Genomic DNA, 18,884 nt, shown 5'->3' with positions numbered 1-18,884 from the left:
GGAAGTGGTGAAACGGCCGACTGTTCTAGCCGCCGGAACTAGATTATAAAAAAAGTGGAAGCGGCTCGCTCAGAACAAGAGGACGCTAAAGTAAAGAATGGAAGCAACAAAGGCTTATAAAAAATAAAAGGGAGAGCCAGCTTCTTTCAAAGCGAGAGAAGCGGCTTATGAAAATATGAAGGAGGAAATTTTCATGGAAAAAACAGTAGGAAGTGCAGTTAAAGGCGGTAGCTTTTTAGTTGATGAGATTACAATTGATCAAGTGTTTACGCCAGAAGATTTTTCATCTGAGCATAAAATGATTGCAAAAACGACAGAGGACTTTATCGTAAATGAAGTTCTTCCAGAGCTTGAATATTTAGAGCAACACGAATTTGATCGTTCTGTTCGCCTTTTAAAAGAAGCTGGTGAACTTGGTTTATTAGGCGCTGACGTACCAGAAGAGTACGGCGGAATTGGCCTTGATAAAGTAAGTTCAGCGTTAATCGCAGAGAAATTCTCTCGCGCTGGTGGCTTTGCAATTACTCACGGTGCTCACGTTGGTATCGGATCTTTACCAATTGTATTATTCGGTAACGAAGAGCAAAAGAAAAAATATTTACCACTACTTGCAACTGGTGAAAAATTAGCTGCATATGCATTAACTGAGCCAGGTTCTGGATCTGACGCTTTAGGTGCAAAAACAACTGCACGTTTAAATGCAGAAGGTACACATTACGTATTAAATGGTGAAAAACAATGGATTACAAACTCTGCATTCGCTGATGTATTTGTTGTATATGCAAAAATAGATGGCGAGCATTTCTCAGCATTTATCGTAGAGAAAGAGTATGCTGGCGTATCTACAAGCCCAGAAGAAAAGAAAATGGGTATTAAATGTTCTTCAACTCGTACGTTAATTTTAGAAGATGCATTAGTACCGAAAGAAAACTTACTTGGTGAAATCGGTAAAGGTCATATTATCGCGTTCAACATTTTAAATATCGGCCGTTATAAATTAGGTGTTGGTACAGTTGGATCTGCGAAACGTGCAGTAGAAATTTCAGCACAATATGCAAACCAACGTCAACAGTTCAAACAACCAATCGCTCGCTTCCCATTAATTCAAGAGAAACTTGCGAATATGGCAGCGAAAACATATGCAGCTGAAAGCTCTGTATATCGTACAGTAGGTTTATTCGAAAGCCGTATGAGCACATTATCTGAAGAAGAAGTAAAAGATGGTAAAGCAGTAGCAGCTTCTATCGCTGAATATGCGATCGAGTGCTCTTTAAATAAAGTATTCGGTTCTGAAGTGTTAGATTATACAGTAGATGAAGGTGTTCAAATTCACGGTGGTTATGGATTTATGGCAGAGTACGAGATTGAAAGAATGTACCGCGATTCTCGTATTAACCGTATTTTCGAAGGTACGAACGAAATTAACCGCCTAATCGTACCAGGTACGTTCTTACGTAAAGCGATGAAAGGTGAATTACCATTACTACAAAAAGCACAAAAATTACAAGAAGAGTTAATGATGATGATGCCAGAAGAAGTAGGCGATGGGCCATTAGCACTTCAAAAGTATTTAGTAAATAACGCGAAGAAAATCGGTTTAATGGTAGCTGGGTTAGCTGCTCAAAAATACGGTAAAGCATTAGATAAAGAGCAAGAAATTCTTGTGAATATCGCTGACATCGTAAGCAACCTTTATGCGATGGAATCTGCTGTTCTTCGCACAGAAAAAGCAATTAAAACAACTGGTCTTGAAAAGAATAAACAAAAAGTGTTATACACTGAAGTATTCTGCCAAGAAGCATTCAACGAAATTGAAGCAGACGCGAAAGAAACACTTATCGCAGTTGAAAACGGCGACATGCTGCGCATGATGTTATCATCACTACGCAAACTAACTCGCCACACACCACTTAACGTAATTCCGAAGAAACGTGAAATCGCTGCGAAAATTTTAGAAGATGAGCGTTACACAGTTTAATAGATGAGAGAGAACCAGTGGCCTTATGGCTACTGGTTTTTTTATTGATAGATTCTTGAAAAGGGTTGTTTTACATATGTATTTGTAAACGGTTTTTTTTATGGAGGTAAAGGAGATGAAGTTAATAAGAGGAGAAACAGTTCATCAAATAGCATTTTTACCGCGCCTATTTCCGATTAACTGTTATTTTGTCGAAGAAGAAACAGGATTAACTTTAATTGACGCAGCTTTACCATTTTGTGCAAAGAAGATTTTAGATTCGGCTCGAAAAATAGGGAAACCGATTACGAATATTGTTATTACACATGCACATGATGATCATGTAGGAGCGCTTGATGCTATAAAACAAGAACTGCCGGATATTCCAGTCTATATTTCTAAAAGAGATGCTCGTTTACTTGAAGGAGATTTGTCGCTGCAACTAGGGGAACCAGGCACGCAGGTAAAAGTGAGTGTGTCAAAAAAAATAAAGACGATTCCAGATATTCTTCTTCAAGAGGGAGATAAAATTGGTTCTCTTGTAGCGATTGCAGCTCCAGGTCATACACCAGGATCAATGGCGTTTTTAGACACGAGAAATGATGCACTCATTGTTGGAGATGCATTTCAAACGAGAGGAGGAGTGGCGGTAGCAGGACAATTGAAGTGGCTTTTTCCGTTTCCTATGTTTGGTACATGGGATGCAAAAGTTGCATTAACAAGCGCTCAGAAATTGCTGGAGTATAAGCCGTCTATATTGGCGACAGGTCACGGGAAGATGATTAAAGATCCATTATTGCAAATGCAAAGAGCGATTGAAGAAGCGGAACGGAATTTAACAAGGAAGAGCCTCAAATAATATAGAGGCTCTTTTTTGCTGGATGATATTATTTTGCGGGTTTTAAAAATGTGTATATAGCTAAGAGGAAGCTAAATAATATAAAAACTTGAGCATCTTGGCTTGGGTTAGGTTCATAGCTATTTTGCACTTTTGTAAGGAAATCATGTGTTTTCATGTGTATCTCTCCTTTTATTCATAAATTTTATATGCAGTGAGAATCATGATGAACAAGTAAGGTGGTGTAATGACAAATAGTAAGAGGTGTTTTAAAATTTTGAGTTTTCATTTAATAATTATTATATAGTAATTTAATTTCTAAAACTATAGAATGCAAAGCTTTTGTGATATGTAAAATTGCATATTATTCTTTTTAAAAATCTCGTTATATCATCTTTATGTTTACATTAAAGGATTTTAATTATGGAACGGACTTGTGAGTATAAGTATGATTGTATCTCTATAATATTGAATAAATATTTAGCATAAAAGATGAATGGCTTAGCTATTCATCTTTTATTTTGTTTACATGTGAAAAAGTTAATCCATGCATACAATCCCAAAAGAACTAAATACTAATATTGAATGAACAAAGAAAGGTAGGAGTATTCTATGCAAAATTTAACAGAGCTTGAAGTGGAAAACTTACGTCATTTGATCGGTGGACACGCAACAATTATTAACAAGTTAGAACAGTATGCACAGGCTTGTACGGACCCGCAGTTAAAGCAAATGCTTGAGAAGGATGCACAAGATGCACGAAATACGAAGCAACAACTAATGACTTTTTTAGGATAGGAGGAAGCGAAAGATGAATGAAAAAGATATGGTAAATGATTATTTAGCAGGATTAAATGCAAGTTTAACAAGTTATGCAAATTATATTTCTCAGTCTGATAATGAACAGTTACATCAAACTTTAATTCAAATTCGTAATCAAGATGAAATGCGTCAACGTAATATGTATGAATACGCAAAGCAAAAAAACTATTATAAACCAGCTGCACCTGCCAATCAAATGATTGTCCAACAATTAAAAAGTCAATTAAGTGCCGAATAGTACGATGAAAAAAACGAGCGAATGGATTCGCTCGTTTTTTTTATTTTTGTATATGTCAATAAATACAAAAGAAATATTTTTCCAGTTGTAACAAATATGACGAAAATAAAATATAGCATTTCACAAAAAGGACAAAAACTTTGTTCAACTTTTCACAAAGTATCCATGGTTTCTACTGTGAGAATCTCTATAATTAAGAGTGTAAAGAACAAAAGAAATAGATTACATGATCAATTGGGGGGATTGCCATGAATAGAAATACAAGAAAAATTGCAATTATCGGTACTGGATTAGTTGGATCAAGCTGTGCGTACTCCATTGTAAACCAAGGTATTTGCGAAGAGCTATTATTAATTGATATAAATCATGAACGTGCAGTTGGAGAAGCGATGGACTTATCGCACTGCATTAACTTTACAAATACAAGAACAAAAGTATATGCAGGAAGCTATGAAGACTGCAAAGATATGGACATTGTAATTATTACAGCAGGACCAGCACCGAAGCCCGGACAAAGTCGTTTAGATACTTTAGGAGCAAGCGCAAAGATTATGGAAAGTGTCGTAAATGGCGTAATGGAAAGTGGATTTAATGGCATTTTCTTAATCGCATCGAACCCAGTTGACATTATTACATATCAAGTTTGGAAATTATCTGGTGTACCAAGAAATCGTGTGCTTGGTACTGGTACATCATTAGATTCTTCTCGCTTAAGAACTATTTTATCTGAGATGTTAGGGGTAGATCCTCGTAGCATTCATGGATATTCATTAGGAGAACATGGTGATTCTCAAATGGTTGCTTGGTCTCACGTAACTGTTGGTGGAAAGCCAATTCTACAAATTTTAGAGGAACAAAAAGAACGTTTAGGTGAGATAGATTTAGATGAAATTGTTGAGAAAACTGCAAAAGCTGGGTGGGAAATTTATAAACGTAAAGGAACTACTTATTACGGAATTGGAAATTCTTTAGCTTATATTGCTCGTTCAATTTTCAATGATGATCACCGTGTTATCGCTGTTTCAGCTATTTTAGATGGTGAATATGGCGAATACGATATTTGTACAGGAGTACCAGCAATTATTACTAGAGGCGGTGTAAGGGAAGTTGTAGAGCTGAACTTATCAGAAGATGAAGAAAGTCGCTTTGCAAAATCAAACGATGTTTTACGCGATTATATGAAGACAATTGGTTACTAACTTATAGAAGAAGGTGAAACAAATGAAGGAATATATAATGTCTCGTGTGTTTAAAGCATCTGCCGGAATCGCACAGGGTATTTTCGTATCCCTTGGAATTGGTTTACTGATCGAAAATATAGGGAGAATTGTTGATATCCCACTACTTATTACAATCGGGGTTGTTGCAAAATCACTTATGGCACCAGCAATTGGAGCCGGGATTGCTTTTATGCTCGGTGCAAACGGGCTCGTAATCTTTTCGGCGATGGTAGCTGGAGCAATTGGAGCTGGATCAATTTCAATTACTGAAGCTGGTCTTATCATTAAAACAGGTGAACCAATCGGTGCATTATTAACAGCGACTTTAGCAGTTTATATTGGTAAACGATTAAGTGGAAAAACTGCTTTAGATATGATGCTCGTTCCATTTGCAGCGATACTAGGTTCTGGTTTAGTCGGTATTTGGTTAGCTCAAAATATTAGCCCAGTTTTAAATACAGTTGGAGCATTCATTAAAGATAGTTCAGCTGGTAGCCCATTTATCGCTTCTATCGTGATTGCTGTAGTTTGGGGATTGTTACTTATCTCTCCAGCTTCATCAGCTGCTTTAGCGATAGCACTTAGCTTAGATGGTGTTGCAGGAGGTGCAGCACTTGCAGGATGTGTTGCTCAATTTATCGGATTCTCTGTTATTTCAGCGAAAGAAAATAATTTAGGTGGCATATTAGCTCAGGCACTTTGTACTCCAAAAGTACAGTTGCCGAACATTACTAAAAACCCAATGATTCTCGTCCCAACTGTCGTCGCCAGCGCTATAGTCGGCCCGGTATCAGCATTAATTTTCCAACTAGAAGCAGGAAAAGAAATTGCTGGACTTGGATTAAGTTCTCTTATCGCACCAATTAATTTAATTTCCAGCCAAGGGTGGGAGGTTGTCCCAGCGATGGTAATCACTTATATCATCATCCCAGTAGCTGTTTCTTATATACTTTACATTGCTCTTAAAAAAGCAGGTCGTATCCATTCAGGTGATATGACTGTACCGCAATCTTAATTTGAAAATCTCCTTAATATAGATAAAAGCAGACTGAAGAAGCCACAGTCTGCTTTTTTAGTTACATTTTATGATTTTGTTTCACGGGAACTGTCACTGTTTCTTTTGCTAACAAGAGTTGAACACCGAAGTATAGTATACCCGCGAGTAGCATACCAGAAACGGCATCTACGAATGCATGCTGCTTCGTAAATAATGTTGATAAAATGATAAGCGTACCAAAGAACGTAAGGATGTAATATTCAAAAGCATGCTGTTCTCTACGCTTAAAGGCAGCTAACATAATTACAAATGTTGTAAGAACGTGAATGCTAGGGAAACAGTTTACTGGTTGATCAATACTATAGATATAGCGGACTAGTTCGGAAAATACGTCTGTTCCAACGACAGTTGGACGTGGTACAGTTGTCTGCCAAAAATAATAAATAGAAAAACAAGCAAGTTTTCCAAGAATTACACTACTTAAAGTGACGTAATATTGCTTTCGATCAGCAAAACAGTAATAAATAAGTGCACCGTATAAGTATGGAAACCAAAGTAAATAAGGAATAATAAATGCTTTCACAAATGGAATCCAATTGTCTACTATAGTTGTGACGTTTACTGCGTGAACAGAGGATTTATTTAATACATCGTAAAGGGGACTTACGAGTACGAGTAGAAGTATATAACTTAACGGAAGAAAAGATGAAAGTTTAAATTTCTTCATGATAATCTCCTATGTTTTAGTAATGTAAGTAAATTCAATTGATTATAATATAGAAAATCCAATTGGGCTATCGAATTCACCTTACATTTTTGTCACTTGACTTAAAAGAGGGAGAGGGTGCTAAATGAAGCGTTCATTTTATTTCTTAGCTTTTATATTGTTATGCCTGGTGGGTACTGGGTGTGCAAAGAATAAAGAAGGAGAGAAATTAGAATATAACGGGAGAGCACTCGTAATTGGAGTTGTTGGTGAAAAACCGAAAGATACATTTAGAAATATAAAATTTGAAAGCGTAAAATTAGAAGAGATGCAGGAGAAATCAGCAAAAGTTGATGGTTTTCTCGTCATGAAAGAATATTTTCAAGAAGCATCGAAGGAACAGTATACGGACTTATTTTTATCATTAAAGAAGCCAGTGTTTTTTATCGGTTTACAGGATAGACCATATTTGATTTTTACTAAAAAAGCTTTAGATTATGACAATGCCCCGAAGGATGAAGCAATGATGTATACACAAGGATTTGTAAATATGGGAAGCAGTGAGGGGCAATATTGGGGTATGGGATTATATAATGATACTGTTTCGGATCAAAATATTCATAATATGTATATATTAGTATTTCAAACAATTGCAGATTATTTAAGTAGATGATGAAGGAGCCCATAAATGAGGCTTCTTATTTTTTATTTTAAATAAACGTTTGTTTAAGGGGTATGTTCGGCACGAAAGGATCTATGTATTTCAAAGGTTACTATAGAAAAATGTGAAATTAAATAAACGTTTGTTTAAGGTATATGTTCGGTATGAAAGGATCTATGTTTTCAAAAGGTTGATGTAGAAAATATGAAATTAAATAAACGTTTGTTTAAGATGTATGTTCGGGTTAAGGAGGGGGAAAGGGAATGTGAAGAAAAAATTATATATTTATTTTTTTCTTATAAATGGCGGAAAAATAAGAAAAATTTGCAGGATTATTAAAAATTATCACGAAATAAGTAAAAGTTTAGCGAATAATCGTTTGAAATAATAAAATGTTTTCTATATGATAAGGGTAAAGGTTAGTAAAAAAGTAGGTGAATTTATGACAGTAACATTTTATTCATATCCAAAGTGTGGCACATGTCAAAAAGCAAAAAAATGGTTTGAGGCAAACGATGTAGCATATGAGATGATTCATATTGTTGAAAATCCACCGTCAAAAGAAGATTTACGTAATTTACACGAGAAAAGTGAATTGCCATTAAAAAAATTCTTTAATACAAGTGGAATGCGTTACCGCGAACTTGGCCTAAAAGATAAGTTAAATGATGCGAGCGAAGACGAAATGTACGAGCTTTTAGCATCTGATGGCATGTTAATTAAACGTCCAATTGTAACAGATGGAACGAATGTAACACTTGGTTTTAACGAAGAGCAGTTTGAAAGTGTGTGGAAAAAGTACCAATAAGGTATTTTTACATAATTAATACATTCACTGGAGGTACAGTCATGAGCATTCCAAATAATTTACGTTACTCTGAAGAACACGAATGGGTAAAAACAGAAGGTAATGAGGTTGTTATCGGTATTACTCATTTTGCGCAAGGTGAGTTAGGCGATATCGTATTCGTTGAACTTCCTGAAGTAGGTGCAACAATCGAAGCTGGCGAGCCATTCGGAAGCGTAGAATCTGTTAAAACAGTTTCTGAATTATACGCACCTGTAAGTGGTAAAGTTGTAGCAGTAAACGAAGAATTAAGTGACCAACCAGAACTTGTTAACGAATCTCCATACGAGGGTGCATGGATGGTTAAAGTTGAACTTTCTGATGCAAGCCAAGTTGAGAAGTTATTAACTGCAGAAAAATATGCAGAAATGACAAACCAAGACTAATTATAGTCGAAGAGAAAGGACAGCCTTTGTGCTGTCCTTTTTTTTGTGTGTTACATAATGAGTTTGAACATACATATATTAATTATCATGTAGGAGAACGTTTTTGAAAAAACTTTTTTCGTTGAGGTTTCATGCTGAGCGCGCCGTATGCGCTTTTCATTGTCTAGCTCCACCTCCTAGCCCTTCATGTCTAAGAACCTTCTGCACGAGAAGACAAAAAGCGTCTTCTGTGCGAAAGAACCTTAGCCAACAGGGCTAAACAGTCGGTTCCGCTTTTCTTTATTGTCCAGCTCCAGCGGCTAGATTGTTCGGTGGCTTCGCTTCTTCCTGCGAGGCAAAAAGCGCCTCTACGTCAGAAGCTCCATCCCCCTCACAATCTGAACGAGCCGCTTCCGCTTTTCTTTTGCAAAAATAAACAGGAAACAACATGAAAATAACGAATATACTATATACTAAGTTAAAGGTTGTATAGTATATGGTGATCGGGTGATGACATATGATTTATGTGGAAAAAGTCATTATTGTAGAAGGTAAATCGGACAGAAGAAAGATTGAATCTATTATTCGTGAACCGGTGGAAATTGTTTGTACAAATGGTACAATTGGTTTGTCGAAAATGGATGAGCTCATTGATCAGTTTTTTGATAAAGATGTGTATGTGCTAGTGGATGCTGATGATGCAGGAGAAAAGTTAAGAAAACAATTCCGAAAAGAATTTCCGCAAGCAGAGCATATTTATATTGATCGCTCGTATCGCGAGGTGGCGACTGCGCCTTCTTCACATTTAGCAAATGTATTATGGGGAGCTGACATTGACGTTTATACAGAATATTTACGGTAAGGAATGATAGAAGTGATTGACTGGACAGGAGCCGAAGCTACAGCCCTAATAGAAAACGAAGAAAAAACAGTGTTATATGTGTATACACCAATGTGTGGAACATGCCAATTAGCAAAGAAGATGTTAACGGTCGTTGAGATGACGATTGAAGATTTGAAAATTGGAATGTTAGATTTAAATTATGCTCCGCATTTTGCGAAAGAGTATGGGATAGAAAGTGTACCTTGTTTACTTCTTTTTGAAAATGGGACACTGATGAAGAAGATATATGCATTTCATTCGGTTGAATATTTATATACGGAGTTAAAGTAGGCGGCAAAGTTTTTGCCGCCTCGACATATTTCTTGGGAAATATGTCGAGATGCGTGATGGATACAGTATTTGTCGAGCGAAAGTAACAGGATTGCTCTTTAGTGAGAGGGAATGGTATGTAATAGAAAGTGATATGAAGGATGTGATTTAGGGTGAAATTATATTCTTTGCTTCAATCATTTGTAAATTACGCTAATGATCAATATCATTTAGAACCGCTTTTAAGGCAAGGAGAAAGAACTGTTAATTTTCGATTTGGAGATGAATGTTGTTCATTACAAATTTCAAGAGATTATATAGAACTTTTGAAAGAGGCGAGAGGAACGGAACAAATCGTCTGCTTAGAGGAAGAGGATGTTCAAAAATTAGTGACTGGAAATATAAGGTTGCAAACGTTGGTGAGTGATGGAAGAGTACAATATTCAGGAACGTATCGAACGATGCTATTAGTTGAATCAATGTTTCATATATGTAAACCGATGTCAGTGGGAGCTTAAAATTCTGAAGTTTCTTTTTTTGTGAAAATTTCTGTTGACACGGCGTGTAGATGTTGATAGAATTCAATTCATAAAATATAGACAATTTCATAAATTTTAAATCAGACGAAAATTTAATCTGATTTCTCTTATCAAGAGAGGTGGAGGGACTGTGCCCTGTGAAGCCCGGCAACCGTCAACTTATGTTGAAATGGTGCCAATTCCTGCAAAGCAAATGCTTTGAGAGATGAGAGAGAGGGATAATGTTGTTATATACGCATATAAACCTTTCTGCTTCTCTAAAAGCGGAAAGGTTTTTTTGTTGTTTGAATGTGGAGGACATTCAAACAACAAGATGAGCAATAGCGATAGATTACATGCATTAAAAATAAAAAATTGCGGAGTAAATCTAAAAGAGCCGCTTGCGCTTTTTATGAAATCTAGCTCCAGCGGCTAGAACAGTCGGTCGTTTCATCCCTTCCTATGAGGCAAAAAGCGCCTCTACGTCAGGGATTCCAACGCCCTCTTGTTCTAAGCGAGCCGCTTGCGCTTTTTATTAAAAAAAGGGGTGAACATCATGATCTTATTAGAAAATGTAAAGAAAATATATAAGTCAAAAAGCGGTGATGTCACTGCTGTAGATAACGCCAACTTAAAAATAGAGAAAGGTGAGATCTTTGGTGTTATCGGATATAGTGGCGCTGGGAAAAGTTCTTTAATCCGATTGTTTAATCAGTTAGAGAAACCAACGTCTGGTCAAATTACGATTGCAAATCGTGTGATTTCAGCGATTACTGGAAATGAACTTCGTAAGGCGCGACAGGAAATCGGAATGATTTTTCAACATTTTAACTTACTTTGGTCACGAACTGTTCGTGAAAATATCGCATTCCCACTTGAAATTGCAGGTGTTGATAAGGCGGAGAGAAGAAAACGTGTCGATGAGTTAATTCATCTTGTTGGATTAGAAGGAAGAGGCGATGCATACCCATCTCAGCTAAGTGGTGGACAAAAGCAGCGCGTCGGGATTGCAAGAGCGTTAGCTAATAATCCGCAAGTACTTTTATGTGACGAAGCAACGTCAGCTCTTGATCCGGAAACGACAGATCAAATTTTAGATTTATTGTTAGATATTAATAAGCGTCTCGGTTTAACAATTGTATTGATTACGCATGAGATGCACGTTATTCGAAAGATTTGTAATCGCGTTGCGGTAATGGAGAGAGGAAAGATTGTAGAAAGTGGTCCTGTACTTGATGTGTTCCGTAACCCACAGCAAGACATTACAAAACGATTTGTACAGCAGTTAACTGATTCTGAAGATACGAATGAAACGATTGAAAGTTTAATTGAAAAATACCCAGATGGAAAAGTAATTCGCTTGCAGTTTATCGGTGAGGCAGTAGAAAGACCGGTACTTCAAAGGTTAATGCAGCGCAGTGATATAGAAGTTAGCATTTTGCAAGGGAATATCGCACAAACGAATAACGGTTCTTATGGAAGTTTAGTTGTTCATTTAAATGGTGAGGAAACAGCGATCCAGCAAGCGATAGAGGGAATACATCAAGATCAAGTAGAGCTGGAGGTGATTGCTCATGGATAAGTTACTTGCAAATGTTGATTGGAATCAAATGTTAGAAGCAACAGGTGAAACACTATATATGACGGCAATCGCAGCGCTTGCCACATTTGTTTTAGGACTTATTTTAGGACTATTACTCTTTATGACAGCGAAAGATAATTTATGGGAAAACAAAGCAATTAATACGGTGATTGGAGCATTCGTAAACATTTTCCGCTCTATACCATTCATCATTTTAATTATTTTATTAATTCCGTTCACAAAGATTCTTCTTGGAACAATTCTTGGAGCAAGTGCAGCATTGCCAGCTTTAATTATCGGTGCAGCACCGTTTTACGCAAGAATGGTTGAGATTGCACTTCGTGAAATTGATAAAGGTGTAATTGAAGCTTCAAAAGCGATGGGTGCAAAAACAAGCACAATTATTTTGAAAGTGTTAATTCCAGAATCGTTACCAGCATTAGTATCTGGTATTACGGTAACGACAATTGCGTTAGTAGGCTATACGGCAATGGCAGGTGTTGTTGGTGCTGGTGGCCTTGGAACACTTGCTTACCTAGAAGGATTCCAGCGTGGTAATAACAATGTGACAATCGTCGCAACAATTTGTGTATTGCTAGTTGTATTTTTAATTCAGTGGATTGGTGATAACGTAACGACTCGAATAGATAAAAGATAATGAAAACGGGAGGGTATTTTAAATGAAAAAATTATTACTTACAGCACTTATTTCAACTTCAATTTTTGGGTTAGCTGCTTGCGGTGGAAAAGATAAAGATGAAAAGAAACTAGTTGTTGGGGCTTCTAACGTACCGCACGCTGTTATTTTAGAAAAGGCAAAGCCGTTACTTGAGAAAAAAGGAATTGATTTAGAAATTAAAAAATTCCAAGACTACGTGTTACCGAATAAATCGTTAGCGGATAAGGAAATAGATGCAAACTACTTCCAGCACATTCCGTATTTAGAAAAAGAAATTAAAGATAAGAAATATGATTTTGAAATAGCGGGAAAAATTCATTTAGAACCAATTGGCGTATACTCTCAAAAATATAAGAGCTTAAAAGAGCTTCCAGACGGGGCGACAATTATTATGAGTAATTCTGTTACCGACCATGGACGTGGTTTAGCAATTTTGCAAAAAGAAGGCATTTTAAAAATTAAAGACGGAATAGATCCAGTTAATGCAACTCCAAAAGATATTGCAGATAATCCGAAAAATCTAAAATTCAAAACAGATATTGAGCCTGGTTTATTACCACAAGTGTATAACAATAAAGAAGGCGACGCTGTTCTAATTAACTCTAACTATGCAATTGATGCGAAGTTAAACCCAGAAAAAGATGCAATTGCAATTGAAGGAAATGATTCACCGTACGCAAACGTAGTAGTTGTTCGTAAAGGTGATAAAGATAAAAAAGAAATTAAAGAGCTAGTAGAAGTACTGCATTCAAAAGAAATTCAAGATTTTATTAAGAAAGAATATAAAGGTGCTGTGCTTCCTTTAAGTGAATAAATACAAGGAAAGGACTGGGAAATTACCAGTCCTTTTTTCTTTATATATATAAGAAGAAAGGTGTATCATATAAAGATGCAAAGGAAATACTTATATACATTTGTGAAAAAATTGTTACTTTTTTTAGTGGTTTGCGATATCATTTTATTTGATATAAAATTAGAATGAGAATAAAATGAGAATATGAACGTTTTAGGAACTTTTAAAATGTATATAGAGGATTAATGGAGGTATTGAGATGGCTGGTTCTACATTAACGGTTAAAGACTTACACGTATCAATCGATGGCAAAGAAATTTTAAAAGGTGTAAACCTTGAAGTAAAAGGTGGAGAAATCCACGCAATTATGGGACCTAACGGAACAGGTAAATCAACTTTATCTTCTGCGATTATGGGTCACCCAAAGTATGAAGTAACAGAAGGTAGCATCATCATCGACGGTGAAGATGTATTAGAAATGGAAGTAGACGAGCGCGCACAAGCAGGTCTATTCCTAGCAATGCAATATCCAAGTGAAATTAGCGGAGTAACAAACGCTGACTTCTTACGTTCTGCAATTAACGCACGTCGTGAAGAAGGCGATGAAATTTCTCTTATGAAATTTATCCGTACATTAGATAAAAACATGGAATTCCTAGAAATGGATCCAGAAATGGCACAACGTTACTTAAACGAAGGTTTCTCTGGCGGTGAGAAAAAACGTAACGAAATTCTTCAATTAATGATGATTGAGCCAAAAATCGCAATCTTAGACGAAATCGACTCAGGTCTTGATATCGATGCGTTAAAAGTTGTATCTAAAGGTATTAACGAAATGCGCGGCGAAGAGTTCGGTTGCCTAATGATTACGCATTACCAACGTTTATTAAACTACATCACTCCAGACTTCGTTCACGTTATGATGAACGGTCGCATTGTTAAATCTGGTGGTCCTGAGCTTGCACAACGTCTAGAAGCTGAAGGTTACGATTGGATTAAAAAAGAATTAGGTATTGAAGACGAAACAGCAGAGCAAGAAGCGTAAGAGAGGAGCATAAACATGACAATCGGTACATTACCTTTCGATCAAGAAACAATCCGTCAGCGCGCAAGCGAAGTAAACGAAGCTGCTTGGTTGACTGAGTTCCGCTTACAAGCTCTTGCACAAGCAACTGAACTTCCAATGCCAACGCCTGATAAAACGAAAATTGAAAAATGGGACTTTATCGGAAAAGGCGACACTGCTAAGCAAGAGCCTGTAAGTTCTTTAACAGAGCTTCCAGAAGCAGTGAAAAACTTAATCGATGAAAATAACAGCGTATTAGTACAACGTACTGGTACAACTGCGTTCGTTTCTTTAGCAAACGAAGCAAAAGAAAAAGGTGTTATTTTTACAGACATCGTAACAGCTGCAACTGAGCATGCTGAACTAGTACAAAAGTACTTAATGAAAGACGGCGTGAAAGTAGACGAGCATCGTCTAACTGCACTTCATGCTGCATTAATCAACGGCGGTGCATTCGTATATGTTCCGAAAAACGTTGTTCTTGAAACTCCACTTCAAGCTGTATTTTTAGTAGACGGTGAAGAAGCTAACGTATATAACCACGTATTATTCGTAGCTGATGCGAACAGTACTGCAACTTATGTAGAAAACTACGTTGCAAATGAAAATGCTAAAGGTATTGCAAATATCGTAGCAGAAGTAATCGTGGAACAAGGCGCACAAGTGAAATTCGGTGCGGTTGATCTATTAGCAAAAGACGTAACAACTTACGTTAACCGCCGCGGTGTTGTAGGACGCGACGGCCGTGTTGATTGGGCTTTAGGTCTTATGAATGACGGAAACACAATTTCAGAGAACGTAACGAACTTAATGGGCGACGGTTCATTTGCTGATACGAAAACAGTAACAATTGGCCGTGGTAACCAAACACAAAACTTTACAACTAAAGTTGTTCACTTCGGTAAACACTCTGAAGGTTTCATCTTAAAACACGGTGTACAAAAAGATAGTGCAACATCTATCTTTAACGGAATTGGTAAGATTGAACATGGTGCATCTAAATCAAATGCACAACAATCTTCTCGCGTTCTTATGTTAGACGAGAAAGCTCGCGGTGATGCAAACCCAATTCTTTTAATTGACGAAGATGATGTAATGGCAGGTCACGCAGCTTCAGTAGGTCGCGTAGATCCAACCCAACTATACTACTTAATGAGCCGTGGTATTCCAAAACGCGAAGCAGAACGTTTAGTCATCCATGGATTCTTAGCACCTGTAGTAAATGAGCTTCCAATTGAAGGAGTAAAAGCACAGCTTGTTGAGGTAATTGAAAGGAAAGTTCGCTAATGAATATTCATGAAATACGCAAACAGTTTCCAATTCTTGATCAAAAAGTGAACGGCAAACAACTTGTTTATTTCGATAGTGCAGCAACTTCTCAAAAACCAATTCAAGTCATTGAAACGTTAGAACGTTACTATAAAGAATATAATTCTAACGTGCATCGCGGTGTTCATACGCTCGGTACGAAAGCTACCGACGCGTATGAAGGTGCACGTGAGAAAGTTCGCAAGTTTATTAACGCGAAATCAATGGAAGAGATTATTTTCACACGTGGGACGACAACTGCATTAAATACAGTAGCAGCGAGCTATGGTCTTGATAATGTAAAAGAAGGCGACGAAATCGTTATCTCTTACATGGAGCACCATAGTAACATCATTCCGTGGCAACAAGTTGCGAAGAAAACTGGCGCAACTTTAAAATACCTTCCGCTTCAACCAGACGGGACAATCTCAATTGAAGATGCTCGTCAAACAATTACACCGAATACAAAAATCGTTTCAATCATGTATGTATCAAACGTACTTGGAACGATTAACCCTGTAAAAGAAATTGGAGCAATCGCACACGAAAACGGTGCAATTATGGTCGTTGATGGTGCACAAAGTACACCTCATATGAAAGTAGATGTACAAGATTTAAACTGTGATTTCTACGCATTATCTGCTCATAAGATGTGCGGACCTACAGGTATCGGCGTATTATATGGTAAGAAAGAATTGCTGAACAATATGGAGCCAATTGAATTTGGCGGTGAAATGATTGATTTCGTAGATTTACAAGAATCTACTTGGAAAGAGCTTCCGTGGAAGTTTGAAGCAGGTACACCGATTATCGGTAATGCAATCGGACTTGGTGCGGCAATTGATTTCCTAGAAGAAATCGGTCTTGATAATATTGAAAAGCATGAACATGAATTAGCGCAATACGCTTTAGAAAGACTATCAGAAGTAGATGGCGTTACAATTTATGGTCCAAAGCATCGCGCTGGTCTCGTTACATTTAATATTGAAGACGTACATCCTCACGATGTAGCAACAGTATTGGATGTAGAAGGCATTGCGGTTCGCGCAGGACATCACTGTGCACAACCGCTTATGAAGTGGCTGAAAGCTTCTTCAACAGCACGTGCGAGCTTCTATTTATATAATACAAAAGAAGAAATTGATACATTTGTTGAATCGCTAATCAAGACAAAGGAGTATTTCACAAATGTCATTTAATAATTTAGATACGTTATATCGTCAAGTTATTATGGATCATTACAAAAATCCTCGTAACCATGGCGTATTAGAAGATAGTGTTACTGTTAACTTGAACAATCCAACTTGCGGCGATCGTATTCAACTTACGATGAAAGTAGAAGAGGGTATTGTACAAGAGGCGAAGTTTGAAGGCGAAGGATGTTCAATCTCAATGTCTTCAGCTTCGATGATGACACAAGCAGTAAAAGGAAAGAAAATTGAAGAGGCACTTCAGCTTTCTAAAATTTTCTCTGACATGATGCTAGGAAAAGAGTATGATGACAGCATTGATTTAGGAGATATTGAAGCATTACAAGGCGTATGCAAGTTCCCAGCACGTATTAAATGTGCAACATTAGCGTGGAAAGCGTTAGAAAAGGGCTTAAACGAAGATAAGTAATGTTAAAGGTTCCTAAAAACGAGGTTATCTAAGGAGGGACATACCAACATGGCGAAGCAACTGCCAGATATCGGCGATTACAAATATGGTTTCAAAGACAAAGACGTTTCGATTTTCCGTGCTGGACGCGGTTTAACAAAAGAGATCGTTGAAGAGATTTCACGTATGAAAGAAGAACCACAGTGGATGTTAGACTTCCGTTTAAAATCACTGGATAAGTTCTATGAAATGCCAATGCCACAATGGGGCGGCGACTTAAACGACTTAGATTTCGATGAAATTACGTACTACGTAAAACCATCTGAGAAATCTGAGAAGTCTTGGGATGAAGTACCTGATGAAATTAAAGCGACATTTGATAAATTAGGTATTCCAGAAGCTGAGCAAAAATATTTAGCTGGTGTATCTGCACAGTACGAATCTGAAGTTGTATACCACAACATGAAAGAAGACCTAGAAGCTCTAGGAATCGTCTTCAAAGATACAGATAGCGCATTAAAAGAGAACGAAGATATTTTCCGTGAGCATTTCGGAAAAGTAATCCCACCAACGGACAACAAATTCTCTGCATTAAACTCTGCAGTTTGGTCTGGTGGATCATTCATCTACGTTCCAAAAGGTATTAAAGTTGATACACCACTTCAAGCGTATTTCCGTATTAACTCTGAAAATATGGGACAATTCGAGCGTACGCTTATCATCGTAGACGAAGGCGCACACGTACACTACGTAGAAGGTTGTACAGCACCTGTTTACACGACTAACTCACTTCATAGTGCGGTAGTAGAAATCATCATTAAGAAAGATGCATATTGCCGTTATACAACAATCCAAAACTGGGCGAACAACGTATACAACCTAGTTACAAAACGTGCGGTTTGTGAAGAAAACGCAACGATGGAATGGATTGACGGTAACATCGGATCTAAATTAACGATGAAATACCCAGCAGTTATCTTAAAAGGCGAAGGCGCTCGTGGTTTAACATTATCTATCGCGATTGCTGGTAAAGGCCAACACCAAGATGCTGGTGCAAAAATGATTCACTTAGCACCAAACACATCTTCAACAATCGTTTCTAAATCGATTGCGAAGCATGGTGGTAAAGTAACTTACCGTGGTATCGTACAATTCGGACCAAAAGCGAAAAACTCTCGCTCTAACATCGAATGTGACACGTTAATCATGGATAACCAATCTACATCTGATACAATTCCTTACAACGAAATCAAAAACGATTACGTTTCACTTGAGCACGAAGCGAAAGTATCTAAAGTATCAGAAGAACAATTATTCTACCTAATGAGCCGCGGTATTTCTGAGCAAGAAGCTACAGAAATGATCGTAATGGGCTTCATCGAGCCATTCACTCGCGAACTTCCAATGGAATACGCAGTTGAAATGAACCGCCTAATCAAGTTTGAGATGGAAGGTTCTATTGGTTAAATAGAACTGCGGAGCCGACTGTTCAGACCCGTTGGCTAAGGTTCTTTCGCACAGAAGATGCTTTTTAT

23 protein-coding genes and 1 riboswitch are annotated in these 18,884 nt (G+C 37.2%); of the genes, 20 read left to right on the top strand and 3 right to left on the bottom strand.

Annotated features, from left to right (window positions below):
* Positions 1–193: 193 nt before the first annotated feature.
* Entirely contained in the window at positions 194–1,978 is a 1,785-nt protein-coding gene (locus BAU28_RS09030) for an acyl-CoA dehydrogenase family protein (protein WP_071718379.1), read from the top strand.
* Between the two features lie 115 nt (positions 1,979–2,093).
* On the top strand, positions 2,094–2,816 hold the full coding sequence (locus tag BAU28_RS09025) for an MBL fold metallo-hydrolase (RefSeq protein WP_071718378.1): 723 nt from the start codon (positions 2,094–2,096) through the stop codon (positions 2,814–2,816).
* A 28-nt stretch (positions 2,817–2,844) separates the two neighbouring features.
* On the opposite strand, the gene BAU28_RS31305 is transcribed toward BAU28_RS09025, so the two are convergent.
* Positions 2,845–2,973: a hypothetical protein gene (locus tag BAU28_RS31305; protein WP_276327748.1), complete on the bottom strand. Its 129-nt coding sequence runs from the start codon at positions 2,971–2,973 to the stop codon at positions 2,845–2,847.
* 434 nt (positions 2,974–3,407) lie between these two features.
* Here BAU28_RS31305 and BAU28_RS09020 point away from each other — a divergent pair, with 434 nt between their 5' ends.
* From BAU28_RS09020 to BAU28_RS09005, 4 genes are all read left to right on the top strand, one after another.
* The gene (locus BAU28_RS09020; RefSeq protein ID WP_002089398.1) at positions 3,408–3,593 is read left to right on the top strand and encodes a hypothetical protein; all 186 of its coding nucleotides are present in this window, start codon (positions 3,408–3,410) and stop codon (positions 3,591–3,593) included.
* A gap of 13 nt (positions 3,594–3,606) precedes the next feature.
* A complete protein-coding gene (locus BAU28_RS09015; protein ID WP_002174072.1) occupies positions 3,607–3,855 on the top strand; it encodes a spore coat protein in 249 nt (82 codons plus the stop codon).
* Between the two features lie 248 nt (positions 3,856–4,103).
* Positions 4,104–5,054, top strand: a complete 951-nt coding sequence (locus BAU28_RS09010; RefSeq protein ID WP_071718377.1) for an L-lactate dehydrogenase — start codon at positions 4,104–4,106, stop codon at positions 5,052–5,054.
* A 22-nt stretch (positions 5,055–5,076) separates the two neighbouring features.
* Positions 5,077–6,090 carry a PTS sugar transporter subunit IIC gene (locus tag BAU28_RS09005; RefSeq protein WP_002089394.1) on the top strand — a complete coding sequence of 338 codons (1,014 nt, stop codon included), beginning with the start codon at positions 5,077–5,079 and terminating at the stop codon, positions 6,088–6,090.
* Between the two features lie 61 nt (positions 6,091–6,151).
* Here the strand turns inward: BAU28_RS09005 and BAU28_RS09000 are convergent, their stop codons facing one another.
* Positions 6,152–6,799, bottom strand: coding sequence for a phosphatase PAP2 family protein (locus BAU28_RS09000; RefSeq protein ID WP_071718376.1), 648 nt, complete (start codon positions 6,797–6,799; stop codon positions 6,152–6,154).
* A gap of 124 nt (positions 6,800–6,923) precedes the next feature.
* Between BAU28_RS09000 and BAU28_RS08995 the strand changes: the two genes are divergently transcribed.
* From BAU28_RS08995 to gcvH, 3 genes are all read left to right on the top strand, one after another.
* Positions 6,924–7,451, top strand: coding sequence for a hypothetical protein (locus BAU28_RS08995; RefSeq protein ID WP_071718375.1), 528 nt, complete (start codon positions 6,924–6,926; stop codon positions 7,449–7,451).
* Positions 7,452–7,881: 430 nt separating this feature from the next.
* Positions 7,882–8,247, top strand: coding sequence for an arsenate reductase family protein (locus tag BAU28_RS08990; protein WP_002174068.1), 366 nt, complete (start codon positions 7,882–7,884; stop codon positions 8,245–8,247).
* A gap of 41 nt (positions 8,248–8,288) precedes the next feature.
* Positions 8,289–8,672: a glycine cleavage system protein GcvH gene (gcvH, locus tag BAU28_RS08985; RefSeq protein WP_071718374.1), complete on the top strand. Its 384-nt coding sequence runs from the start codon at positions 8,289–8,291 to the stop codon at positions 8,670–8,672.
* Positions 8,673–8,951: 279 nt separating this feature from the next.
* Here gcvH and BAU28_RS30355 read toward each other — a convergent pair whose 3' ends face one another.
* Positions 8,952–9,101: a hypothetical protein gene (locus BAU28_RS30355; RefSeq protein WP_165615155.1), complete on the bottom strand. Its 150-nt coding sequence runs from the start codon at positions 9,099–9,101 to the stop codon at positions 8,952–8,954.
* Positions 9,102–9,168: 67 nt separating this feature from the next.
* Between BAU28_RS30355 and BAU28_RS08980 the strand changes: the two genes are divergently transcribed.
* The 11 genes from BAU28_RS08980 (at position 9,169) to sufB (ending at position 18,816) form a co-directional block, all read left to right on the top strand.
* The gene (locus BAU28_RS08980) at positions 9,169–9,513 is read left to right on the top strand and encodes a toprim domain-containing protein (protein WP_000640865.1); all 345 of its coding nucleotides are present in this window, start codon (positions 9,169–9,171) and stop codon (positions 9,511–9,513) included.
* A gap of 3 nt (positions 9,514–9,516) precedes the next feature.
* Positions 9,517–9,825, top strand: coding sequence for a thioredoxin family protein (locus BAU28_RS08975; protein ID WP_083594635.1), 309 nt, complete (start codon positions 9,517–9,519; stop codon positions 9,823–9,825).
* Positions 9,826–9,977: 152 nt separating this feature from the next.
* Positions 9,978–10,322: a hypothetical protein gene (locus BAU28_RS08970; RefSeq protein ID WP_071718373.1), complete on the top strand. Its 345-nt coding sequence runs from the start codon at positions 9,978–9,980 to the stop codon at positions 10,320–10,322.
* Between the two features lie 125 nt (positions 10,323–10,447).
* A riboswitch (SAM riboswitch) is annotated at positions 10,448–10,555 on the top strand.
* 323 nt (positions 10,556–10,878) lie between these two features.
* Positions 10,879–11,904: a methionine ABC transporter ATP-binding protein gene (locus BAU28_RS08960; protein ID WP_002174065.1), complete on the top strand. Its 1,026-nt coding sequence runs from the start codon at positions 10,879–10,881 to the stop codon at positions 11,902–11,904.
* Positions 11,897–12,562: a methionine ABC transporter permease gene (locus BAU28_RS08955; protein ID WP_071718372.1), complete on the top strand. Its 666-nt coding sequence runs from the start codon at positions 11,897–11,899 to the stop codon at positions 12,560–12,562. The genes BAU28_RS08960 and BAU28_RS08955 overlap by 8 nt, the downstream gene beginning before the upstream one ends.
* 22 nt (positions 12,563–12,584) lie before the next feature.
* The gene (gene metQ / locus BAU28_RS08950; protein WP_025149602.1) at positions 12,585–13,397 is read left to right on the top strand and encodes a methionine ABC transporter substrate-binding lipoprotein MetQ; all 813 of its coding nucleotides are present in this window, start codon (positions 12,585–12,587) and stop codon (positions 13,395–13,397) included.
* A 238-nt stretch (positions 13,398–13,635) separates the two neighbouring features.
* Positions 13,636–14,421 (top strand): Fe-S cluster assembly ATPase SufC, encoded by a 786-nt coding sequence (gene sufC / locus BAU28_RS08945; RefSeq protein WP_000929159.1) that lies wholly within the window; start codon positions 13,636–13,638, stop codon positions 14,419–14,421.
* 15 nt (positions 14,422–14,436) lie between these two features.
* Positions 14,437–15,729 carry a Fe-S cluster assembly protein SufD gene (gene sufD / locus BAU28_RS08940; RefSeq protein WP_071718371.1) on the top strand — a complete coding sequence of 431 codons (1,293 nt, stop codon included), beginning with the start codon at positions 14,437–14,439 and terminating at the stop codon, positions 15,727–15,729.
* Positions 15,729–16,949 carry a cysteine desulfurase SufS gene (gene sufS, locus BAU28_RS08935; protein ID WP_071718370.1) on the top strand — a complete coding sequence of 407 codons (1,221 nt, stop codon included), beginning with the start codon at positions 15,729–15,731 and terminating at the stop codon, positions 16,947–16,949. Before sufD ends, sufS begins: the two co-directional genes overlap by 1 nt.
* Entirely contained in the window at positions 16,939–17,370 is a 432-nt protein-coding gene (gene sufU, locus BAU28_RS08930) for a Fe-S cluster assembly sulfur transfer protein SufU (RefSeq protein ID WP_000009523.1), read from the top strand. Before sufS ends, sufU begins: the two co-directional genes overlap by 11 nt.
* 48 nt (positions 17,371–17,418) lie before the next feature.
* The gene (sufB, locus tag BAU28_RS08925) at positions 17,419–18,816 is read left to right on the top strand and encodes a Fe-S cluster assembly protein SufB (RefSeq protein ID WP_002174060.1); all 1,398 of its coding nucleotides are present in this window, start codon (positions 17,419–17,421) and stop codon (positions 18,814–18,816) included.
* The last annotated feature ends 68 nt before the right edge of the window (positions 18,817–18,884 follow it).

This window comes from Bacillus paramycoides (assembly GCF_001884235.1).
GTDB lineage: Bacteria > Bacillota > Bacilli > Bacillales > Bacillaceae_G > Bacillus_A > Bacillus_A paramycoides.
This window is presented reverse-complemented; position numbering and strand designations above follow the sequence as displayed.

Coding starts and splice junctions, on each gene's coding strand:
- BAU28_RS09030 (WP_071718379.1), top strand. CDS start 194: ATGGAAAAAACAGTAGGAAGTGCAGTTAAAGGCGGTAGCTTTTTAGTT.
- BAU28_RS09025 (WP_071718378.1), top strand. CDS start 2,094: ATGAAGTTAATAAGAGGAGAAACAGTTCATCAAATAGCATTTTTACCG.
- BAU28_RS31305 (WP_276327748.1), bottom strand. CDS start 2,973: ATGAAAACACATGATTTCCTTACAAAAGTGCAAAATAGCTATGAACCT.
- BAU28_RS09020 (WP_002089398.1), top strand. CDS start 3,408: ATGCAAAATTTAACAGAGCTTGAAGTGGAAAACTTACGTCATTTGATC.
- BAU28_RS09015 (WP_002174072.1), top strand. CDS start 3,607: ATGAATGAAAAAGATATGGTAAATGATTATTTAGCAGGATTAAATGCA.
- BAU28_RS09010 (WP_071718377.1), top strand. CDS start 4,104: ATGAATAGAAATACAAGAAAAATTGCAATTATCGGTACTGGATTAGTT.
- BAU28_RS09005 (WP_002089394.1), top strand. CDS start 5,077: ATGAAGGAATATATAATGTCTCGTGTGTTTAAAGCATCTGCCGGAATC.
- BAU28_RS09000 (WP_071718376.1), bottom strand. CDS start 6,799: ATGAAGAAATTTAAACTTTCATCTTTTCTTCCGTTAAGTTATATACTT.
- BAU28_RS08995 (WP_071718375.1), top strand. CDS start 6,924: ATGAAGCGTTCATTTTATTTCTTAGCTTTTATATTGTTATGCCTGGTG.
- BAU28_RS08990 (WP_002174068.1), top strand. CDS start 7,882: ATGACAGTAACATTTTATTCATATCCAAAGTGTGGCACATGTCAAAAA.
- gcvH (WP_071718374.1), top strand. CDS start 8,289: ATGAGCATTCCAAATAATTTACGTTACTCTGAAGAACACGAATGGGTA.
- BAU28_RS30355 (WP_165615155.1), bottom strand. CDS start 9,101: ATGTTGTTTCCTGTTTATTTTTGCAAAAGAAAAGCGGAAGCGGCTCGT.
- BAU28_RS08980 (WP_000640865.1), top strand. CDS start 9,169: ATGATTTATGTGGAAAAAGTCATTATTGTAGAAGGTAAATCGGACAGA.
- BAU28_RS08975 (WP_083594635.1), top strand. CDS start 9,517: ATGATAGAAGTGATTGACTGGACAGGAGCCGAAGCTACAGCCCTAATA.
- BAU28_RS08960 (WP_002174065.1), top strand. CDS start 10,879: ATGATCTTATTAGAAAATGTAAAGAAAATATATAAGTCAAAAAGCGGT.
- BAU28_RS08955 (WP_071718372.1), top strand. CDS start 11,897: ATGGATAAGTTACTTGCAAATGTTGATTGGAATCAAATGTTAGAAGCA.
- metQ (WP_025149602.1), top strand. CDS start 12,585: ATGAAAAAATTATTACTTACAGCACTTATTTCAACTTCAATTTTTGGG.
- sufC (WP_000929159.1), top strand. CDS start 13,636: ATGGCTGGTTCTACATTAACGGTTAAAGACTTACACGTATCAATCGAT.
- sufD (WP_071718371.1), top strand. CDS start 14,437: ATGACAATCGGTACATTACCTTTCGATCAAGAAACAATCCGTCAGCGC.
- sufS (WP_071718370.1), top strand. CDS start 15,729: ATGAATATTCATGAAATACGCAAACAGTTTCCAATTCTTGATCAAAAA.
- sufU (WP_000009523.1), top strand. CDS start 16,939: ATGTCATTTAATAATTTAGATACGTTATATCGTCAAGTTATTATGGAT.
- sufB (WP_002174060.1), top strand. CDS start 17,419: ATGGCGAAGCAACTGCCAGATATCGGCGATTACAAATATGGTTTCAAA.